The following is a 17714-nucleotide window of genomic DNA, read 5'->3' on the forward strand; positions in this document are numbered from 1 at the left end:
TAAAGATGGATATCGGGGAAGCAAGGGGGCTGATTAAAGACATACCGCTGCCTGAAGACAGACCGCTCCAATGGGCAGACTTGGGCTGCGGTACCGGTACATTTACCTATGCATTGTTTAGATTGCTTCCCCCGGGAAGTATCTTATATGCTTTCGATAAGCATATACAACTATTTCATGAGCCGGGTATCCGTTTCACACAACTCGATTTTGAGACCCAGGCCCTGCCCGTACCCCCGCTTTCCGGTATCCTTATGGCCAATTCATTGCATTATATAAAAGACCAGGAAGCTTTGATCACAAAGCTCCGGCAGCAATTGGAGCCGGAGGGTACCCTGGTACTGGTTGAGTACGATATCCGGGCTGCAAACAGCTGGGTACCTTTTCCTGTACCTTTGCTAAAGGCAAAACAACTGGCCGCGCTTTGCGGTTTTAGGAATTTTCATCGAATGGGAACCCGGCCTTCCATATATCACGGAGGAGATATGTATGCGGCCGCTTTTACACGTTAAACATTCCATTTTTCTAACGATAAAAAATCAAAACATGCGTATTCTTAAAAAGATCCTGCTGGTAATTGCAGTGCTCATTTTGCTGGTATTACTTGTAGCCGCATTCGTAGACGGCAAAATCAGGTTCGAAAAATCGACAACCATCAATGCCCCTATTGATAAGGTGTGGACCCACGTCAACAGTCTGTCCGCTATGAACACCTGGAGCCCCTGGACTGATAAAGATCCCGGCATGAAAAAAACCAGCGAAGGTACCGATGGTACGCCCGGTGCCCGGTTCTGCTGGGAGAGTCAAAAAAAAGATGTAGGTAAAGGTTGTCAAACCATTAAATCTGTAAGTGCCCCATCGCTCATCGAAACCGATCTAAAATTTTATACCCCTTACGAAAGCGATGCACAGGCATATGTAAAGCTGGAAGCAGCCGGTTCCGGCACTAAGGCCACCTGGGGCTTTAACAGCGAAATGCCTTATCCGTTCCGCATTATGAAACTCTTTATGAACATGGAGAAAATGATGGATCCCGATTTTACGCTGGGGCTGCAGCGACTGAAGAAACTGGCGGAGCAATAAGCATAAAGAAGGCCCATTACATTTTGTAGTAACACTTTAACAGGAATATTTACACACAAAAAATAAAATATTATGGCACACATCAATCCTTACATCACGTTCAACGGCAATTGCGAAGAGGCGTTTAACTTTTATAGATCTGTATTCGGTGGCGAATTCGGTTTTATGGGCCGTTTTAAAGACATGCCGCCACAGGAAGGCTACACCATGCCCGAAGCAGACGCCAATAGGATCATGCATATCTCCCTGCCCATTGGCAATACGGCACTTATGGGCAGCGATACCGGTGGCGAATGGGCCTCGGGGCATACGGTAGGCAACAACATCACCATCTCTTTTAACCCCGATTCCAAAGAAGAAGCAGACCGCGTATTTGGAGCACTTTCCGAAGGCGGTAATGCCACCATGCCGATGGCCGATACCTTCTGGGGTGATTATTTTGGAATGTGTACGGACCGGTTTGCGATCAACTGGATGATCAGCATTCATACAAATCCTCAGTAAGCTTTGGCGATCTGCTGCAAACAATAGACTATATAGAACGTCTTTACCTCCATTTTCTGTTGCATTGCAAAGCAATAACAAACATGCTCATATCAGGAACAGATCCCGGGCTTGTTCCGGGATCTGTTCCTGTTTCCGGGTCGCCCAGAAAAATAAAGCTGAAACAGGTTGCCAATGACACATATCCCACTATTTTGAGAATCAATCTTTCTTTTGGTTATGCCGCCCGATCAATCGGAAGAGGATGACCATAACTATTTGTTATTTTATATCGATTTGCAACGCAAAGGAAATACGCAGCAAAACATTTTTTAAGAATAACCAGGTCCGGGCATGCAATTTCCCAACCTGCGCAAATTTGATTTGCGCATCCGGAACTACGATGCAGCATACCTTGTAATGTGATAATGAACAAACAGCCATCTATGCGATTACCAATAGGAACCCGTTTTTTGATCCCGCTCTTTCTTGCGGCAGCCTGTACCAGCCAGCCAAAGCAGCCAGCCGCCCCGGAAGATGTTGCCGGCCGGTTAAAGGAACTCTGCCAGCTCATTACGAGCAGTTCCGCCGATAAAAACAAGACCATCCTGGCTTTTACCACCATCGATGCCGGTGTCTTGCGCCGGGAGGCTGCCATACCGGACAAGAGTCATCCGGAGTTTTATCCTGATAGCATTTACAGCATTTTTGCGGTACCGGCCAACCCGGAAGGCACCCCATCTGTAAAACGAACAATGCAGACCTGGCACCGGGGTGCAGGTCTTTTTTATGAAGTCCGCTTTCAAATGGAAAGCAGGTACCATACGGTGACCGGCAGGCAACCGGTATTTGAAGATCCCCTGGACAGTCTGCAAATTTCCCATGCCCTGCTGGCCCAAATTTTTGGGAAAGCTGTTTCCCTTTTCCCCGAGGCAATGCAACCCAAAGAATCCCATTATGATTACTATACGTATATCAATCCGGAAACGCGGGATACCGCCTTTATCAAAACCCGTTCTTTTATGAGTCCAGCCTCAAATGATAACATCATCTACGATATATTCATTGTCAGCAGCACCCTGGATCCTGTTCGGGGACGCAGGTAGGCCTTGTATTTTTACGCGGTGCTTACAGACAGTTTAATGACAAAAGTCCGGGCTCTTTTTTGATGCCTGGTGTTCCCTACATTTGTATTGAACAAAAAGATACCGCCCGTGGTTATTAAAATCTCAGGTGTTTAAAACACGAACCGCCAATCAAACAGAATATATGATACATGACTACTTACTCATTTCGATCGGAGTTGTAATAGCCGTAATGCTGCTGGTCATATTAGGCCAGCGGTTAAAAGTAGCCTATCCCATCTTCCTGGTCATTGCCGGGCTGCTCATCAGCCTTACTCCAGGTATGCCCGTACTGCAGATCAACCCGGATATCGTATTCCTCATTTTCCTGCCGCCCATTCTTTTTGAAGCGGCCTGGTTTACTTCCTGGAAGGATTTCTGGAAATGGCGGCGTCCTATTTTCCTGCTGGCCTTTGGGTTGGTATTTCTTACCGCGTTGGTGGTAGCCCTGGCCTCTTCGGCCCTCATCCCCGGCATCACCCTCGCACTTGGATTCCTGCTGGGCGGTATCAACTCCCCTCCCGATGCCGTTGCCGCTACATCGGTTTTAAAGCATATGAAGATCCCCAAACGCGATATCACCATCCTTGAAGGTGAAAGCCTGGTGAATGACGCTTCCAGTTTGATTGTATTTAAGTTTGCCCTGGCCGCTGTGATGACCGGCCAGTTTGTATGGTATCATGCGCTGAAAGATCTGCTCGTTATGGCCTCCGGGGGCATCCTGGTGGGGTTGGCCGTAGGGTTTCTTTTTGCATGGCTGCTCAACCGCATCCGGTCCAATTCCAACATTGATACGGTGCTTACCCTTGTGGTGCCATATGTCATGTACATTGTAGCGGAACGCCTTCATTTTTCCGGCGTGCTGGCCGTGGTGGCTGGTGGACTGATGATGTCGTACCATTCCCATTGCTTCCTGAGCCATACCACACGCATACAAGCGGTGAATGTCTGGAGCACCCTGATCTTCCTGATCAATGCCTTTATCTTTATCCTGATCGGTTTGGAAATGCCCGTTGTGGTGCAGGGAATGAAAAATTACTCCATTGCCGACGGTATTAAATATGCCGTGATCCTGGGCGGTATCATTGTGGCCACCCGCATTGCCTGGTGTTACCTCATCGCCTTTGCACCCCGCTGGTTCTCAAAAAAGATCCGCAGAACGGAACCCAATCCGGGCTGGCGCGGCCCCTTACTCATGAGCTTTGCGGCCATGCGGGGTGTGGTATCACTGGCATCGGCGCTGGCCATTCCACTGGTGCTCTCTTCCGGCGAGGCCTTCCCGCACCGGGATATACTGCTGTTTGTCACCTTTGTGATCATTGTACTCACCCTGGTTGGGCAAGGCCTGCTCCTGCCCTTGTTTATCAAATGGCTCAACATTAAAGAAATTGATGAAGTGCTGCCCAGGGAAAAACAGGAGGCCCTGATACAAGCCAGTTTGAAACATGCCGCGCTCACGGCCATTAACAGTAATTACCAGCAGCAGGCTGCACAAAATTCACTGGTGAACCATCAGAAAAGAAAACTGGAGAGCGACCTGGAATTATTATCCAATAAACTGCAGTGTATTGCTACATCTGCGCATCATGCGGAAGTGGCTACGGTCAATAAAGATATTGCGCGTGAGCTGATACAGGTACAACGGCACCAATTGCTGCGTCTGCGGCATGAACAGCAGTTTGAAGATGCCGTTCTCCGCAGCCAGGAGATGCAGTTGGACCTGGAAGAAGCCAAGATCACGGGGTTTGAACATTAAAAGGGTATCGCTCTAATTACTTCGCAACGGAATCGCAACTACAGCAATTGGGAAATTTCGCAGCGCCTCTTTTTACGTGATTGATATGCTTTCAAAAAGTGATCACGGCCGTAAAAAAGCAGCGCAGTAATGGTTCTGCAACAAGCAGGCAGCTAGCGCTTCAACCTATTTTTCGAGAAGGAATTGAAGCTTCTTTTCGATTCGGTTCTATAGTGCGGGGGCGGTCAAACGATTGCTCCGCCGTTTGACCTTGGTTTTTGCTCCACTTTTTGCCAAGAAAAAGGGGAAAGAGAAAAGAAGGAGAATGCATTTGATTGTCAGTGTATCCTGTCATCTGTTATTGGCAGCAAATCGCGCAATGGCGAGAAGAGCCGAAGATTTCCTCAATTATCACCGCCCCGTATTGCACAGATATTTTAACTGCTCACAAAAAAGCAACTGATTGCATCGAAATCTTGTTACCTGCCCTCTTAGCCCGCTTTTTTTCCCAATGCCTCCTACCAGCCGGAAAAAAGCACATCACAGCCGCTATTTTTGGCCAGTCATTTGCAGGAAGAAATGGAATACGAACCGCTATGCTCCAATTCAAAGAAGAAGGCATCTATTTCCCCGCAGCCGATCTTTACATAGATCCCTGGAAGCCCGTGTCCCGTGCAGTGATCACGCATGGACATAGCGACCATGCCCGGCCGGAAATGGGCAGCTATCTTTGTCATACCCTCACCAAAGAGATCATCAAACATCGCCTGGGGCCGGAGATCGCTGTACAAACCCTGGATTATAACGAACCCCTGCACATCAACGGTGCCACGCTCAGCTTTCATCCCGCAGGTCATATCATCGGCTCTGCACAGGTACGACTGGAATACAAGGGCGAGGTATGGGTGGTTACCGGTGATTACAAGCTGCTCAACGACGGGGTTTCCACACCGTATGAACCGATCACCTGTCATAGCTTTATCACTGAAAGCACGTTCGGACTGCCGGTTTATCAGTTCAAACCCTGCGCTTCTATTTATGAAGCGATCAATCACTGGTGCGCGCAAAACGCCAAAGAAGGCTACAACAGTGTGCTTATTGGCTATGCCCTGGGTAAGGCCCAGAACATCCTGGCCAACCTGGACCCGGAACTGGGGGTGCCCCTGCTGCACGGTGCAGTATTTAATATGAATGAAGCCCTGGCCCGGTCGGGACAGCTATTCCCTGGCGAATGGCTGACCCCGGAAACCCCGGCCGACCGGTTGAAAAATACCGTTGTAGTGGCACCGCAAAGTGTATTGGGTACGCCCTGGCTACGCAAGCTGCAGCCGTACCGGATAGCAGTTTGCAGCGGCTGGATGGCCCTGCGCGGCCCCCGGCGGCGGCTTTCGGTGGATAAAGGATTTGCCCTCAGCGATCATTGCGATTTTGAGCAGCTCAATACCGCCATCAAAGCAACGGGTGCCCAGCATATTTATGTAACCCATGGCTACCAGGCAGTGTACAGCCGGTGGTTGCGCGAGCAATATGGGCTGAATGCTGTGGAGCTCACTACCCACTTTGAGAACAATGAAGAAGCCATTACCGGTGAAGATCAAAAAACGCCCGAATGAAAGATTTTGTAACCTTATTCCAGGAGATCGACGCCACCACGAAGACCAACGCCAAGATAGCAGCGCTGGTTACCTATTTTCAAAACGCGGCTCCGCAGGACCGGCTATGGGCCATTACGCTATTAATGGGTAATCGCCCGCGGCGGCCGGTGAAGACCACCGATCTGCGGGCATGGGTTGCAGCCATCACCGATCTTCCCTTGTGGCTGATCGAAGAATCGTATTACATTGTGGGAGATCTTGCGGAAACCCTGGCACTGTTGGCAGGTGACCAGGAAAATACCGAAGCCCCTGTTCTTACACTCACTGAATTATTACAGGCCCTGCAACAATTGGCCGGTTTAAATCCGGAAGAACAGCAGGCATTTATTACCCGCTTCTGGATGGATCATCGTGGTGAAGACAATTTTGTTTTTAATAAGCTGATCACCGGCAATTTCCGGATGGGGGTTAGCAAGCAACTCGTCATTAAAGCCCTGGCGCAATATATCGGCCAGGATGAAAAAGCCATCGCCCACCGGCTCATGGGTAAATGGGATCCCGCCGCCGAAACCCTGGAATCGCTTTTTGGAGACCGCACCGTAGAAAATAAAGCATACCTGCCTTATCCCTTTTTCCTGGCTTATCCGCTGGAAGGCACACCGGAAGCCATCCTGGGCCCGATCACCGACTGGTACCTGGAAAAGAAATTTGATGGCATCCGCGGACAAATCATCGTCCGTAACCACCAGGTATTTGTATGGAGCCGCGGCGAGGAACTGGTCACCGATAAATTCCCGGAATTTGACCGGCTGCAAGACCTGCTGCCCAACGGAACCGTTATCGATGGAGAGATCATTCCCTGGAAAGACGGACAGGTGCTGCCTTTTGCGCAGATGCAAACGCGCATCGGCCGTAAAAAGCTCACGCCAAAGCACCTTAGCGAAGTACCCCTGATCATGATCTGTTACGACCTGCTGGAATATAACGGGGAAGACATCCGCAGCAAAACACTGGAAGAACGCAGGCTGTTGCTCACCACCCTGCTGGCATTGCCATCGGTCAACTCTGTTTTGCAGTTATCGCATTTGCTCGAATTTGATCACTGGGAAGAAGCAGCGCAATTCCGTGCCCGGGCAAGAGATTTCTTTTGTGAGGGCATCATGATCAAACGGATCAGCAGCGTGTATGAAACCGGCCGGCGCCGGGGCAACTGGTGGAAATGGAAAACCGCCCCCATGACCGTTGATGCCGTGCTCATCTATGCCCAAAGCGGCTCCGGCAGAAGGTCTAACCTGTTTACCGATTATACCTTTGCCGTTTGGGATGGTGACCAGCTGGTACCTTTTACCAAGGCCTACTCCGGTCTTACCGACAAAGAGATCCTGCGGCTCGACCGCTGGGTTAAGACCCATACCATTGAAAAATTCGGACCTGTCAGAAGTGTACAACCGGAGCTGGTGTTTGAGATCGCTTTTGAGGGCATCCAGGAAAGTAAGCGACATAAATCCGGTGTGGCTCTCCGCTTTCCCCGCATCCTGCGCTGGCGGGAGGATAAGCCCGCGACGGAGGCCAATACAAAGGAAGATCTGCGGACATTGTTGTAATACCTATACACAACCGGAAGGCCTGCACAAGATGTGAACTGTAATTCGCTCTTGATGGTTGGGCAAAGTGAAGTCTTTTTCCCTTCGAATATAATACAAAAAACAGTCGGCCTGATCTTCTTTCAACTCCCGAATTATTCCGGAGACAGCACCCGCTAATAAGAGACAGAGTGCCGTAGGCCGGTATATTTCAGCTGCCGGAAGCCCAAATAGTTTGGAACCAAGTAACCCCGGAGCAAAGCAAGGGCATTACCCCGCCTACCTGGGAGCTGTTCCCGGAAGGGGACCAGACCCGCGTACTGCTCACTGGCAGATGGTGGTCCGGCCTTTGCAAAAGAAAACTATGAGCAGGGCTGGAAGGAAATTATGGGCAGGTCGCTTCGTGGCTTTCTGGAGCAATGATGCGGGTGGTAGCAGCTACGGCGGGCACCTTGTTAAAGGCCCGTTCCTGCTGGTAGCGTCTTATAAAAAGCACACAAAGCCCCAGGCCGGCAAAGGCCATTACCGCACCCACCAGTGAAGGATACTGGTACCCGAATCCATGCTTCAGCGGGATACCACCAAAGTAGGCCCCCAATGAATTGGCCACATTAAAAGCCGCCTGCATAATTGCCGCAGCCATCATCTCTGATTTTTTGGACGAACGCAGCATGAGTACATTTACCGGGGTACCCACGGCCATAGACAGGGCTCCGCAGATAAAGGTAAGCCCCAGCGATACGGGTTGGTTACCGGAGAAAAAGAACACGGCAATGAGCGCGGCCACCATCAACGAAAAAAGGATCGCCGCTGCCTTAATGGGTTTCATCTGGTCCGCCATATAACCGCCTACCAAATTACCCACCACCATGCCCCCGCCGGCCAGCACCATAATATAGGAAATGGAACTTTCGCTAAAACCGGATACATGGGTCATGAGCGGGGCTATATAACTGAACCAGGCAAATAATCCCCCAAAACCGATACCCGTAATGGCAATGATAAGCCAGGATTTTTTTGTCTTAAAAAATTGCAGTTCTTCCCTCAGGCCGGTGGTTTTCATGCTCGGCATGGCCGGCAACCACAGGTGCAGGAACAGGATCGTGAGCGCACCGATAAAGGATACCATTCCAAAGGCCAGTCGCCAGTTAAACTGGTGCCCGATAAAGGTAACCAACGGCACCATGGCCAGGTTCGCCACGGTGAGTCCGGTAAACATCATGGCAATAGCCCGGGCCTGCTTGCCTTCCTGCGCCAGTCGCGAAGCTACAATAGCCCCTACCCCAAAGAAAGCGCCATGGGGCAAACCGGAAAAGAACCGGGCAAAGAATAAACTGTAAAAGCCGGGCATTAATGCCGACAGTCCGTTAAATAATGTAAACAGAACCATGAGGCCGATCAGGATACGCTTGGGCGGGTATTTGGCAGAGAGGGCCACCAGTAAAGGAGCACCGATCACTACACCCAGCGCGTAGGCGGAAATAAGGTACCCCGCAACGGGGATCTGAACGCCCAGCGACTGCGCCACATCCGGCAGCAGCCCCATGATCACAAATTCTGTTGTTCCGATACCCAAACCACCGAGGGCCAGGGGAAATAATTTTTTATTCATCATTTTAATAAAAATCGTACTTTAACAAATGTGTACTTAATACACATTACAATCCGTCAACTAAAATCGTCTTATGCAAGATACTTGCAATAACCGGCTTTATGGGTACAAAATAGCACCGGCAACATGATACCCAAACGCTATTTGGGGGTGGAGGGTGTTGCTGCAGACATTGAAAAAAAGCTTCTTAGAAACTCATTTACAGCAGATTAGGTAAATAGCAATTGAAAAAATTATTTGTAGGATGGTAAAGCTGCTGTTACTGCCAATGCTGCTTAGGGCACGGGGAGACCGCGGGAACAGGGCGCAGTACTTTGCCGGCAGGCTCCGGGATACAATCCAGCACTTTTGTGTTTCCGTGCCTCTGTGGCCATCAAACTTTTTCCTTCCTGAACTGTTCTTTTACTTGCCTGTTTCCCGGAAACACCCGGTACAAACAGTAAAATCGGATATATGAGCCGTTTACAAAACATCAAGTATTCTATCCTGGACCTGGCTACTGTTTGCCAGAACGATACCTTACAACAAACCTTTGAACGCAGTCTGGAAAGTGCCCGTCATGCCGAACAGCTGGGCTATACCCGGTACTGGTTCTCCGAGCACCACAATATGGAAAGCGTGGCCAGCGCCGCTACTTCTATCCTCATTGGCTATGTAGCCGGGGGCACCCAAAGCATCCGTGTAGGATCCGGCGGCATTATGCTGCCCAACCACTCACCGCTGATCATTGCTGAACAGTTTGGCACCCTTGGTATTTTATATCCCAACCGGATCGATCTGGGCCTGGGACGGGCTCCGGGTACCGATGCCCTTACCGCCATGACCATCCGCCAGGCGCCGGTAAATATTCCCTATGATTTTAAAAGCAATATCGAGGCCCTGCAACAATATTTCAGCAAAGAAAATTGCCAATCTAAAGTAAGAGCACTCCCCGGCGAGGGTGTGGAAATTCCTTTATGGGTGTTGGGATCCAGTACCGACAGCGCCTACCTGGCCGCAGAAATGGGACTGCCCTATGCCTTTGCCGCACATTTTGCTCCCGCGCAGCTGATACAGGCCATGGAGATCTATCAGAGTCGTTTTAAACCTTCCGCAGTACTCAGCAAACCCTACGCCATGGCCTGTGTAAACGTCATCGTTGCCGATAGCACCGCCGAAGCGGCAGCGCTCTCCACCTCGCTTTACCGGATGTTCCTGGGTATTTTTACCAACAGCCGCTCGCCGCTGCAACCACCCATTACGCATGAAGAACTGGAAAAACTCTGGACTCCGGAACAGAAATACGGGGTGATGCATATGCTGTCCAATGCTTTTTTTGGAAGCAAAGAAAAAGTAAAAGAGGAGTTAACCGATTTTATTGAGCAGACCGGCATACAGGAGCTGATGGTGATTTCACAGGTATTTGATCAGAAAAAGAAACTGCGGTCCTATTCGTTGTTGAAGGATATTTTTAACGAGGGATGATCATTCAAAAAGCAGGACCCCAGCGTGGGTTACAATTGGCTGGTAACACTGGAGGCGGGGATACTTAGGGAACACGGAAATGGTGAAGGATGATCACCTTCAAAAAGGACTCACCAGACATTAGCGAGATAGTTGTTTTCTTTCACATTTAAAATTTCACCCTGAAGCTTGGGGATACTTTGAATTCCTTGAGCTAACTTACAGTTATGAACTGGAGTTGGCTTCTTGTAGCAGAAGTATTGTATGTGATCCTGGTGATCCTGGTTTGCATGCGGGTGATCTATGATACGCGCAGTTCTACAAAAACACTGGCCTACCTCCTGTTGATCATCTTTCTACCGGTAATCGGGATGTTCACCTATTTTTCCTTTGGGATCAATTACCGGCGCAGAAAACTTTACAGCAAAAAACTGCAGATGAACGAGGCCATGGAACAGTCCCTCAACGACCAGATCCAAACCAGTTCACTGGAAGCCTATAACCAGGGCAAGGTATCGGTGGCCAACAACGACCGTCTCTTTCATTATCTCTTAAAGGAAGGAAGTCCGCTCACCGGAGCGAACCAGGTGGAGCTCCTGCTAAATGGTGAAGAAAAATTTCCCCGAGTACTGGAACAACTGCGTACGGCCAAGCACCATATCCACATTGAATATTATATTTATGAGAATGATGAAACCGGGAATGCGATCGCAGATCTGCTGATTGAGAAAGTACAGCAGGGCGTGGAGGTCCGGTTTATCTATGATGATTTTGGCAGTCACTCCATCCGGAGAAAACTGGTGAAACGCCTGCGCAGTGCGGGTGTAAAGGCCTTCCCCTTTCACAAGATCATTTTTATTGCCCTGGCCAACCGGCTTAATTACCGCAACCACCGCAAGATCATTATCATTGATGGTCATACCGCATTTGTAGGAGGCATCAATGTGAGCAATAAATACTGGAACAAGCCGGAATTCAATAATAAACTGTATTGGCGCGATACGCACCTGATGATCCGCGGACCTGGTGTGTATTACCTGCAGTACCTGTTCCTGGCCGACTGGAATTTCTGTGCCGGCGACCAGCTCTCCATCAATGAACAGTTCTTTCCCGCTCCACATACCCTGTACCAACCAGGGAACACGCTTGTGCAAACCGCCGCCAGTGGTCCGGACTCGGATCAGCCAACCATTCTTTATGCTATGCTTCGCGCCATCAGCCTGGCTAAAAAAGAACTGCTGATCACCACTCCTTATTTTATCCCCGGGGAGAGCATTATGGAAGCCCTGATCGTAGCGGCTTACAGCGGTATAAGGATCCGGATCCTGGTGCCGGGCATCTCCGATTCCTTGCTCGTAAATACCGCTGCCAACTCCTATTATGCTACATTACTAAAAGCAGGTGTAGAGATCTATCGCTACAAAAAAGGATTTGTACATGCTAAAACCCTGGTATCTGACCGCAACCTGGTGATGGTGGGTACCGCCAATATGGATCATCGCAGTTTTGATTTGAACTTTGAAGTCAACGCCCTGGTATATGATGCCCCCATTGCCGATCAGCTGGCCCGGGCATTCGAAAATGACCTGCTGGACGCGGAACAGATCGATGCTGAGAAATGGCTGAGCCGGCCGTTGTACATACAACTGTTTGAAAAAACCTGCCGGTTGTTATCACCGCTGTTATAGAGATTACCGCCGCGCTGCGGCTGGGGCTTTCGTTTTTTACTCCAAGCTATAAAGGTATCGGCGCGCTGCGCCTCTATTTATTTTACCTGACATCACTCAGCAGCAGATACCGCTTGTCCCTATATTTTATTCGGACATGGTCTTTGATAACCCTACACCTATTTAATGCCCGGCACTTTCTCCTGCTTTTCAGACCACCTTCTAAGCCATATCACGGCCTGGCATGGGCACTGCCCACTTCAAAATAGATACTTTCGCTAATGACTTTGAACGATTGATAGCTGATTTAGGATTCCAGCCGCTTTTTCAATTTCCGCAACCGCAGCGAAAGCACAATCTGAACAATCCCCAGCATTAAAAAAGAAACCGCTGTATAGATAATGATCGTCAATCCGCCGAAGACAGGATTGCCGATCATCAGCAGGGCAAAAAGAATACCGATGATCGCCATAAACAGCACGCTTCCCCAACCGGCGACCTGTGCTTTTTTCAAATGGAAGGCATAAAATACACCCATCAGGGCCCGGAACAGGATCACGATGCCAATATACATGGGTAATACGGCCATGGTAAGCGCCGGCGAAGAAAGCAGGAAAATTCCAAATAGCAGGTCTACAATCCCGCCGAATAATGACCAGCCCCAGCCCTGATCGTGCCGGCGGCTGCTAACCGCATAGGCAATTTCAAAAATACCCGCTACTAAAAATGTGGATGCAAAGAAAATGGATAAGGCCAGATAAGAAGCTACCGGCTGATTAAAAATATAAAATGCCAGCAATACAAACAGGATTCCGGAAACAAGAAGCAGCCACCAGTTTTTAAGGCGCTCTTCCAGCAATGTTGTGGTCATAGTATTCAGGTTTAACCGTTAAAAGATGGATTTTAAAAAGATTGTCCGCTATTCAAAGGTCACCGATCGTTTGCTACTCCTTCAAAGTTATACAATAAGTTTGACCATTTTTGCCTTTAATTGTATCTTTCTTTTTCCAAACCACCAATCAACGATGAAACATTGTCTTTTTATACTGCTCCTGACCGGACTGCTACTGGGGAATGCAACTGCACAGGGCCCTATTGAAAATGATCTTTTAAAACTGATGCAGCAATACCAGGCTATTGGCCTGTCCGTTGCCGTTGTAAAAGACAATAAGATCATTTATAATAAGTCTTTCGGATATAAAAACAGCAATGATAAAACCATTATCCAGAACACTGACATCTTCCGCATTGCTTCTATTTCCAAGTCCTTTACCGCTACTTCGCTGATGCAGCTGGTGGAAGCCGGCAAGCTTAGCCTGGATGATGAAGTAAGCAAACTCACCGGTTTTAAGGTCAACAATCCAAAGTATCCGGATGTACCCATTACCCTGAGAATGATCTTATCCCACACATCCAGCATCAACGATAAAAACGGGTATTTTAGCCTGGATGCCATCAACCCCGGTAAAAACCCCAACTGGGCACAATGCTATAATGATTACAAGCCCGGGGAGGGCTACCAGTACTGCAACCTGAATTTTAACCTGGCCGGCAGCATCCTGGAAAAGTTCTCCGGGGAACAATTTGACCAGTATGTAAAAAACCATATCTTAAATCCGCTAAACTTGTATGGCGGTTACAATGTGGATTCACTGGATCGCAACCGGCTGGTGCCGCTTTACGAATTCAACGATTCCACAAAAATATTTGAAGCGGCCCCCGCAGCCTATGCATCGCCCAAAGCAAAACTGGCCAATTACACCAGGGGATACAATACACCGGTATTTTCGCCCACCGGTGGCATGAAAATTTCAGCGCTGGACCTTGCAAAATATATGATGATGCATATGAATTACGGTAGCAGCAACGGCGTACAGATCATCAGCGAAGCAAGCAGCAGGACCATGCAGACCAAACTTTCCGACAAAGAAAATTACGGTCTGGCCTTATGGTCTACCAACCAGCTGATTGATGGCATCACAATGACCGGTCATACCGGCAGTGCCTATGGCTTATACAGTATCATGTTTTTTCAGCCGGAGCAAAAATTTGGATTTGTAGCAATTACCAACGGCTGTATTCCACGGTATAAGAAATCGACGGTGGCGTTGTTATATGATGCCGTTAATACGCTTTATAATGGTATGGTGAAATAATTATTATTAGCAGTCCCGAAGTTTTGGGCAACGGGCAAACTGAGCGAACATCAGGCTGACGTTTTTACCGATAGCCTTTATTTAAAAGCAAACGGGTCAACAGGAAAAAACGTTTTACGTTAAGCTCCTTGTCAGCCCCTTTGCTAGTTCAGCTGCGATTTTACCCCTTCAGCAGATCTACATACTCCTGGGTGTCATAATCATCCATGCCTTCCATTTTTTTGATCAGCTCTCCCTTTTCATTAAAAATAAAGGTAGAAGGGATCGCCTGCACATTGAATAAAAGCGGTAACTGCTCGCCGGGGAAAAAGATCGGCATATTCAGATTTTGCTTTTTCTTAAATCCTGCAGCATCTTCCATACGGTCATCTACAGACAGCAATACGAATGCGACTTTTGCTTTATCTGTTTTTTTATACAGCCGCTGGATCGAGGGCATTTCCGCACGACAGGGCGGGCACCAGGAGGCCCAGATATTCACCACCACTTTTTTCCCCTTCAGGGACTCCAGCGTTACCGGTTGTCCCTTTTCATCCGACATTTTAAATGCCGGCATCAGGGATACCGAAGGTGTTGCCGGTGCAGTACTCGTTTCTACATTGGGGGCTACCGCCGCCGTATCGGCAGCGACGGGCGCGGCACTGTCAGCAGTATCCTGTTTTTCTTCATTTTTACAGGCAGCAAGGGTACCCATACCCAACCCCATCATCAGTATAATCGTGTTCAGTTTCATTGATTGTTTTTGTTTGTTAAATTAAGATCGTTTTTTACGCGGAAGCAGTATTATCAAAGCCTTTTATCTCGTTGTGTTTAATCTATTTCGGCCCTAAATGATTTTACCGATCCACAGATGCTGATCCGCCGCGGCGGACCAAATGATAATGAGCAATAAAATAATTTCAGGTATAGCTGCTCATAGTTTATACCGTAACAGCGTTGATCCGGGGAGGCGCATCAATGCATTCCGGGAAAGGATCTGCAGGAAAACGGATCTTTGCAGGCGGGTAGTTTCTCCTAAGGATCCGCGCAGTCAGCGCCGGCACATATTCCACCACAACCGGCTCAATTGCTATGCCGGCCACACCACAGGAAGCCGGCGCCTCCATATCACCGGCAGGCACCTGGTGTTTAACAGGGGCATTTACCTGGTGCATCAGCCGCTTGCAGGCTGGTCTTAGCATGGGCATGCCGAACAACAGAAAGCATGCTGCCAGTAAACTAAATACGATAATATGGTGTAGTATTTTCAAGACCACGCAAATGTAAAGAAATACGGGCATATCATCCGATGGCGGCGCCCGGGTGCCGCTGGTATTCATGCAATTTCGATAACTCCACGATCGTTCCCTTCCCTTCCGCAGATTCATAATATACGGGAACAAATTTTGCACCATTCACCAGCTCACTGTACGTATAGCTGGTACGGGCAATAACTGTATTGGCAAAGTCTTCGTCAAAGGCCTTCAGATAAACCATCATTTCAAAATCGGCCTGTTCCAGCTCTGCCATGGTCATATTGTACACCGGGCTCTCCTCGTTAATGGGATGCACCACCGTCCAGGATATATGCAATGTATTAATGGTATTAAATTGCAGGGGCAGGGAAAAGTACCGGTAGCTATCCTTACCGTTCTCATTGACAAGCATGCTTACCGTAACCTGCATCGATACCTCGCTGAGTATGGCATTTTTTATCGGTGCCAGACGAAACATAATCGCCTTTCCTTCGCGGAACGGAGCAATGACCGCATGTTTACTAAAGCGGATATAGGCCCGGGGTTTTACAAAGCGGCCATACAGCAAACCCGTAATAATGGCCAGCGTAAGAATACCTACCAGTGCTTCAATAGAAGCAATGGTATTGGTGATAAACCCAATGGGACTGATACGTCCATACCCCACGGTGGTCAATGTTTGCGAAGAAAAGAAATACGCCTCTTCGAAAGTCTCAATTGGCGTTCCCCTTACCAAGCCCTGCAGGTGCGGGATGCAAAACAGATAATAAATAATGGCAAACAGTAAGTTAATGGTTGTGTAAAACCCGATGATGAGCAGACCGAATTTCCAGCTTTTGAGGTTGATCAAAAAATTATAAATACTGTACTTATCAAACATGGAACCAGACCTGTTGATCACATTGGCGGTTCCGTCCTTATTGATAAAACGGGCATATTTTGCCGTTACCGCAGTATTCAGCCCGGTATTATCTACCGTTGTGCCCCTTGCCCGTTTTCTTCCGATTGCCATAAGGTGAAATTATTGAAATAAATCCGATTATGGAGGCTCAACCTTTTTTGTATTTTTCAACCCAAAAGACGCAATGAATCCGCAATGTCTGCAATTGAGGCCATTGTTAAATATCATTGCGAGGCCTCGTGCGCCTTAAGGTTGAAACCCAACTCAAAAACAACGGAAGGGCTGATAACACCTCATGTAAAAAAACGGTTCATCAAAAGTTCTTTACCAGGCCGATCCCGTACGACCTACCGGAAACAGCCGGGTAAAAATACGTGGTACTGCCCGGATGGTCTTTTTTCTGTCCGATATGCAGCTTATTGTAACAGAGATAGGCCAGGTTAGTGGAAGCAATACCAAAGCCTGCACCGGCTATCACATCACCCAGCCAGTGGCGGTTGTTGAACATCCGCAATACACCCGTAGCGGTAGCCGCAGCATACCCGCCGATCCCATACCAGGGCGATACATCTTGATATTCTCTGCGGAGAAATTCCGCCGACGCAAATGCTGTTGACGTATGCCCGGAAGGAAAGGATAAGCGGTTGCTGCCATCCGGCCGTTCCACTTTCGTCCAATGCTTCAGCGGTGTTACCAGTGCCGCATTTATACCCAGCGACATAGCATACAAAACAGCTTCATGCCCGAACGTATTCTTTCCCTTTATCCCCAGTCCGCGCAATGCAAACACCGCAAGCCCGGGCGTGTATTCCAGCACATTATCGATATGCGTTCCAAACGCAGGATGATCCTCCACAATTTCATTCCGGGTTGTTTGATTCAATCCGTTGAACAGGTTTGTGCCATCTGCCAATCCGCCTAAAGCAATCAACGTAGCCGGTGCAATAAATTGTTTTAACCGGACCGGGCTGCCGGAGGTCGGTAACTCCCGGGGCCGGATATGAGCGCTGTCGGTGGTCACTACCATAGTATCTTGCTGGGCCTGCAGCCACAAGAATGAACAAAAACAAAAACACAGGAATATGATCTTTTTCATG

At 48.7% G+C, this 17714-nt stretch carries 16 protein-coding genes; 10 read left to right on the plus strand and 6 right to left on the minus strand.

Translation table 11 applies throughout. From position 1 onward, the window contains the following. Positions 1–5: 5 nt before the first annotated feature. From LQ567_RS13060 to LQ567_RS13090, 7 genes are all read left to right on the plus strand, one after another. Complete coding sequence (locus LQ567_RS13060; RefSeq protein WP_231004960.1) at positions 6–512, plus strand: class I SAM-dependent methyltransferase; 507 nt, start codon at positions 6–8, stop codon at positions 510–512. Positions 513–546: 34 nt separating this feature from the next. Next, positions 547–1083: an SRPBCC family protein gene (locus LQ567_RS13065; protein ID WP_231004961.1), complete on the plus strand. Its 537-nt coding sequence runs from the start codon at positions 547–549 to the stop codon at positions 1081–1083. Between the two features lie 72 nt (positions 1084–1155). Further along, positions 1156–1587, plus strand: a complete 432-nt coding sequence (locus LQ567_RS13070) for a VOC family protein (RefSeq protein ID WP_231004962.1) — start codon at positions 1156–1158, stop codon at positions 1585–1587. 425 nt (positions 1588–2012) lie between these two features. After that, on the plus strand, positions 2013–2672 hold the full coding sequence (locus LQ567_RS13075) for a hypothetical protein (protein WP_231004963.1): 660 nt from the start codon (positions 2013–2015) through the stop codon (positions 2670–2672). A 163-nt stretch (positions 2673–2835) separates the two neighbouring features. Next, a complete protein-coding gene (locus tag LQ567_RS13080) occupies positions 2836–4446 on the plus strand; it encodes a Na+/H+ antiporter (RefSeq protein WP_231004964.1) in 1611 nt (536 codons plus the stop codon). 575 nt (positions 4447–5021) lie between these two features. Further along, positions 5022–6038, plus strand: coding sequence for a ligase-associated DNA damage response exonuclease (locus LQ567_RS13085; protein WP_231004965.1), 1017 nt, complete (start codon positions 5022–5024; stop codon positions 6036–6038). Then, positions 6035–7624 (plus strand): ATP-dependent DNA ligase, encoded by a 1590-nt coding sequence (locus LQ567_RS13090; RefSeq protein ID WP_231004966.1) that lies wholly within the window; start codon positions 6035–6037, stop codon positions 7622–7624. The genes LQ567_RS13085 and LQ567_RS13090 overlap by 4 nt, the downstream gene beginning before the upstream one ends. Before the next feature lie 364 nt (positions 7625–7988). Here LQ567_RS13090 and LQ567_RS13095 read toward each other — a convergent pair whose 3' ends face one another. Beyond that, positions 7989–9218 (minus strand): MFS transporter, encoded by a 1230-nt coding sequence (locus tag LQ567_RS13095; protein ID WP_231004967.1) that lies wholly within the window; start codon positions 9216–9218, stop codon positions 7989–7991. A gap of 450 nt (positions 9219–9668) precedes the next feature. On the opposite strand from LQ567_RS13095, the gene LQ567_RS13100 reads away from it, so the two are divergent. Together LQ567_RS13100 and cls are read left to right on the plus strand one after the other, a co-directional pair. After that, positions 9669–10679 carry an LLM class flavin-dependent oxidoreductase gene (locus tag LQ567_RS13100; protein WP_231004968.1) on the plus strand — a complete coding sequence of 337 codons (1011 nt, stop codon included), beginning with the start codon at positions 9669–9671 and terminating at the stop codon, positions 10677–10679. 206 nt (positions 10680–10885) lie between these two features. Next, positions 10886–12346 (plus strand): cardiolipin synthase, encoded by a 1461-nt coding sequence (gene cls, locus LQ567_RS13105; protein WP_231004969.1) that lies wholly within the window; start codon positions 10886–10888, stop codon positions 12344–12346. A 286-nt stretch (positions 12347–12632) separates the two neighbouring features. Here the strand turns inward: cls and LQ567_RS13110 are convergent, their stop codons facing one another. Further along, entirely contained in the window at positions 12633–13196 is a 564-nt protein-coding gene (locus LQ567_RS13110; protein ID WP_231004970.1) for an HdeD family acid-resistance protein, read from the minus strand. Positions 13197–13350: 154 nt separating this feature from the next. Here LQ567_RS13110 and LQ567_RS13115 point away from each other — a divergent pair, with 154 nt between their 5' ends. Next, positions 13351–14481 carry a serine hydrolase domain-containing protein gene (locus LQ567_RS13115; RefSeq protein ID WP_231004971.1) on the plus strand — a complete coding sequence of 377 codons (1131 nt, stop codon included), beginning with the start codon at positions 13351–13353 and terminating at the stop codon, positions 14479–14481. A 160-nt stretch (positions 14482–14641) separates the two neighbouring features. On the opposite strand, the gene LQ567_RS13120 is transcribed toward LQ567_RS13115, so the two are convergent. From LQ567_RS13120 to LQ567_RS13135, 4 genes are all read right to left on the minus strand, one after another. Then, positions 14642–15214 (minus strand): TlpA family protein disulfide reductase, encoded by a 573-nt coding sequence (locus tag LQ567_RS13120; RefSeq protein WP_231004972.1) that lies wholly within the window; start codon positions 15212–15214, stop codon positions 14642–14644. A 187-nt stretch (positions 15215–15401) separates the two neighbouring features. Then, entirely contained in the window at positions 15402–15800 is a 399-nt protein-coding gene (locus LQ567_RS13125; protein WP_231007333.1) for a hypothetical protein, read from the minus strand. Next, positions 15763–16728 (minus strand): ion channel, encoded by a 966-nt coding sequence (locus tag LQ567_RS13130; protein WP_231004973.1) that lies wholly within the window; start codon positions 16726–16728, stop codon positions 15763–15765. The genes LQ567_RS13125 and LQ567_RS13130 overlap by 38 nt, the downstream gene beginning before the upstream one ends. 202 nt (positions 16729–16930) lie before the next feature. Continuing rightward, complete coding sequence (locus LQ567_RS13135) at positions 16931–17713, minus strand: phosphatase PAP2 family protein (protein ID WP_231004974.1); 783 nt, start codon at positions 17711–17713, stop codon at positions 16931–16933. Position 17714: the final 1 nt, after the last annotated feature.

The organism is Niabella pedocola (assembly GCF_021044425.1).
Lineage (GTDB): Bacteria > Bacteroidota > Bacteroidia > Chitinophagales > Chitinophagaceae > Niabella > Niabella pedocola.

Coding starts and splice junctions, on each gene's coding strand:
- LQ567_RS13115 (WP_231004971.1), top strand. CDS start 13,351: ATGAAACATTGTCTTTTTATACTGCTCCTGACCGGACTGCTACTGGGG.
- LQ567_RS13100 (WP_231004968.1), top strand. CDS start 9,669: ATGAGCCGTTTACAAAACATCAAGTATTCTATCCTGGACCTGGCTACT.
- LQ567_RS13070 (WP_231004962.1), top strand. CDS start 1,156: ATGGCACACATCAATCCTTACATCACGTTCAACGGCAATTGCGAAGAG.
- LQ567_RS13110 (WP_231004970.1), bottom strand. CDS start 13,196: ATGACCACAACATTGCTGGAAGAGCGCCTTAAAAACTGGTGGCTGCTT.
- LQ567_RS13125 (WP_231007333.1), bottom strand. CDS start 15,800: ATGAATACCAGCGGCACCCGGGCGCCGCCATCGGATGATATGCCCGTA.
- LQ567_RS13120 (WP_231004972.1), bottom strand. CDS start 15,214: ATGAAACTGAACACGATTATACTGATGATGGGGTTGGGTATGGGTACC.
- LQ567_RS13080 (WP_231004964.1), top strand. CDS start 2,836: ATGATACATGACTACTTACTCATTTCGATCGGAGTTGTAATAGCCGTA.
- LQ567_RS13075 (WP_231004963.1), top strand. CDS start 2,013: ATGCGATTACCAATAGGAACCCGTTTTTTGATCCCGCTCTTTCTTGCG.
- LQ567_RS13065 (WP_231004961.1), top strand. CDS start 547: ATGCGTATTCTTAAAAAGATCCTGCTGGTAATTGCAGTGCTCATTTTG.
- LQ567_RS13085 (WP_231004965.1), top strand. CDS start 5,022: ATGCTCCAATTCAAAGAAGAAGGCATCTATTTCCCCGCAGCCGATCTT.
- LQ567_RS13135 (WP_231004974.1), bottom strand. CDS start 17,713: ATGAAAAAGATCATATTCCTGTGTTTTTGTTTTTGTTCATTCTTGTGG.
- LQ567_RS13130 (WP_231004973.1), bottom strand. CDS start 16,728: ATGGCAATCGGAAGAAAACGGGCAAGGGGCACAACGGTAGATAATACC.
- LQ567_RS13060 (WP_231004960.1), top strand. CDS start 6: ATGGATATCGGGGAAGCAAGGGGGCTGATTAAAGACATACCGCTGCCT.
- LQ567_RS13095 (WP_231004967.1), bottom strand. CDS start 9,218: ATGATGAATAAAAAATTATTTCCCCTGGCCCTCGGTGGTTTGGGTATC.
- LQ567_RS13090 (WP_231004966.1), top strand. CDS start 6,035: ATGAAAGATTTTGTAACCTTATTCCAGGAGATCGACGCCACCACGAAG.
- cls (WP_231004969.1), top strand. CDS start 10,886: ATGAACTGGAGTTGGCTTCTTGTAGCAGAAGTATTGTATGTGATCCTG.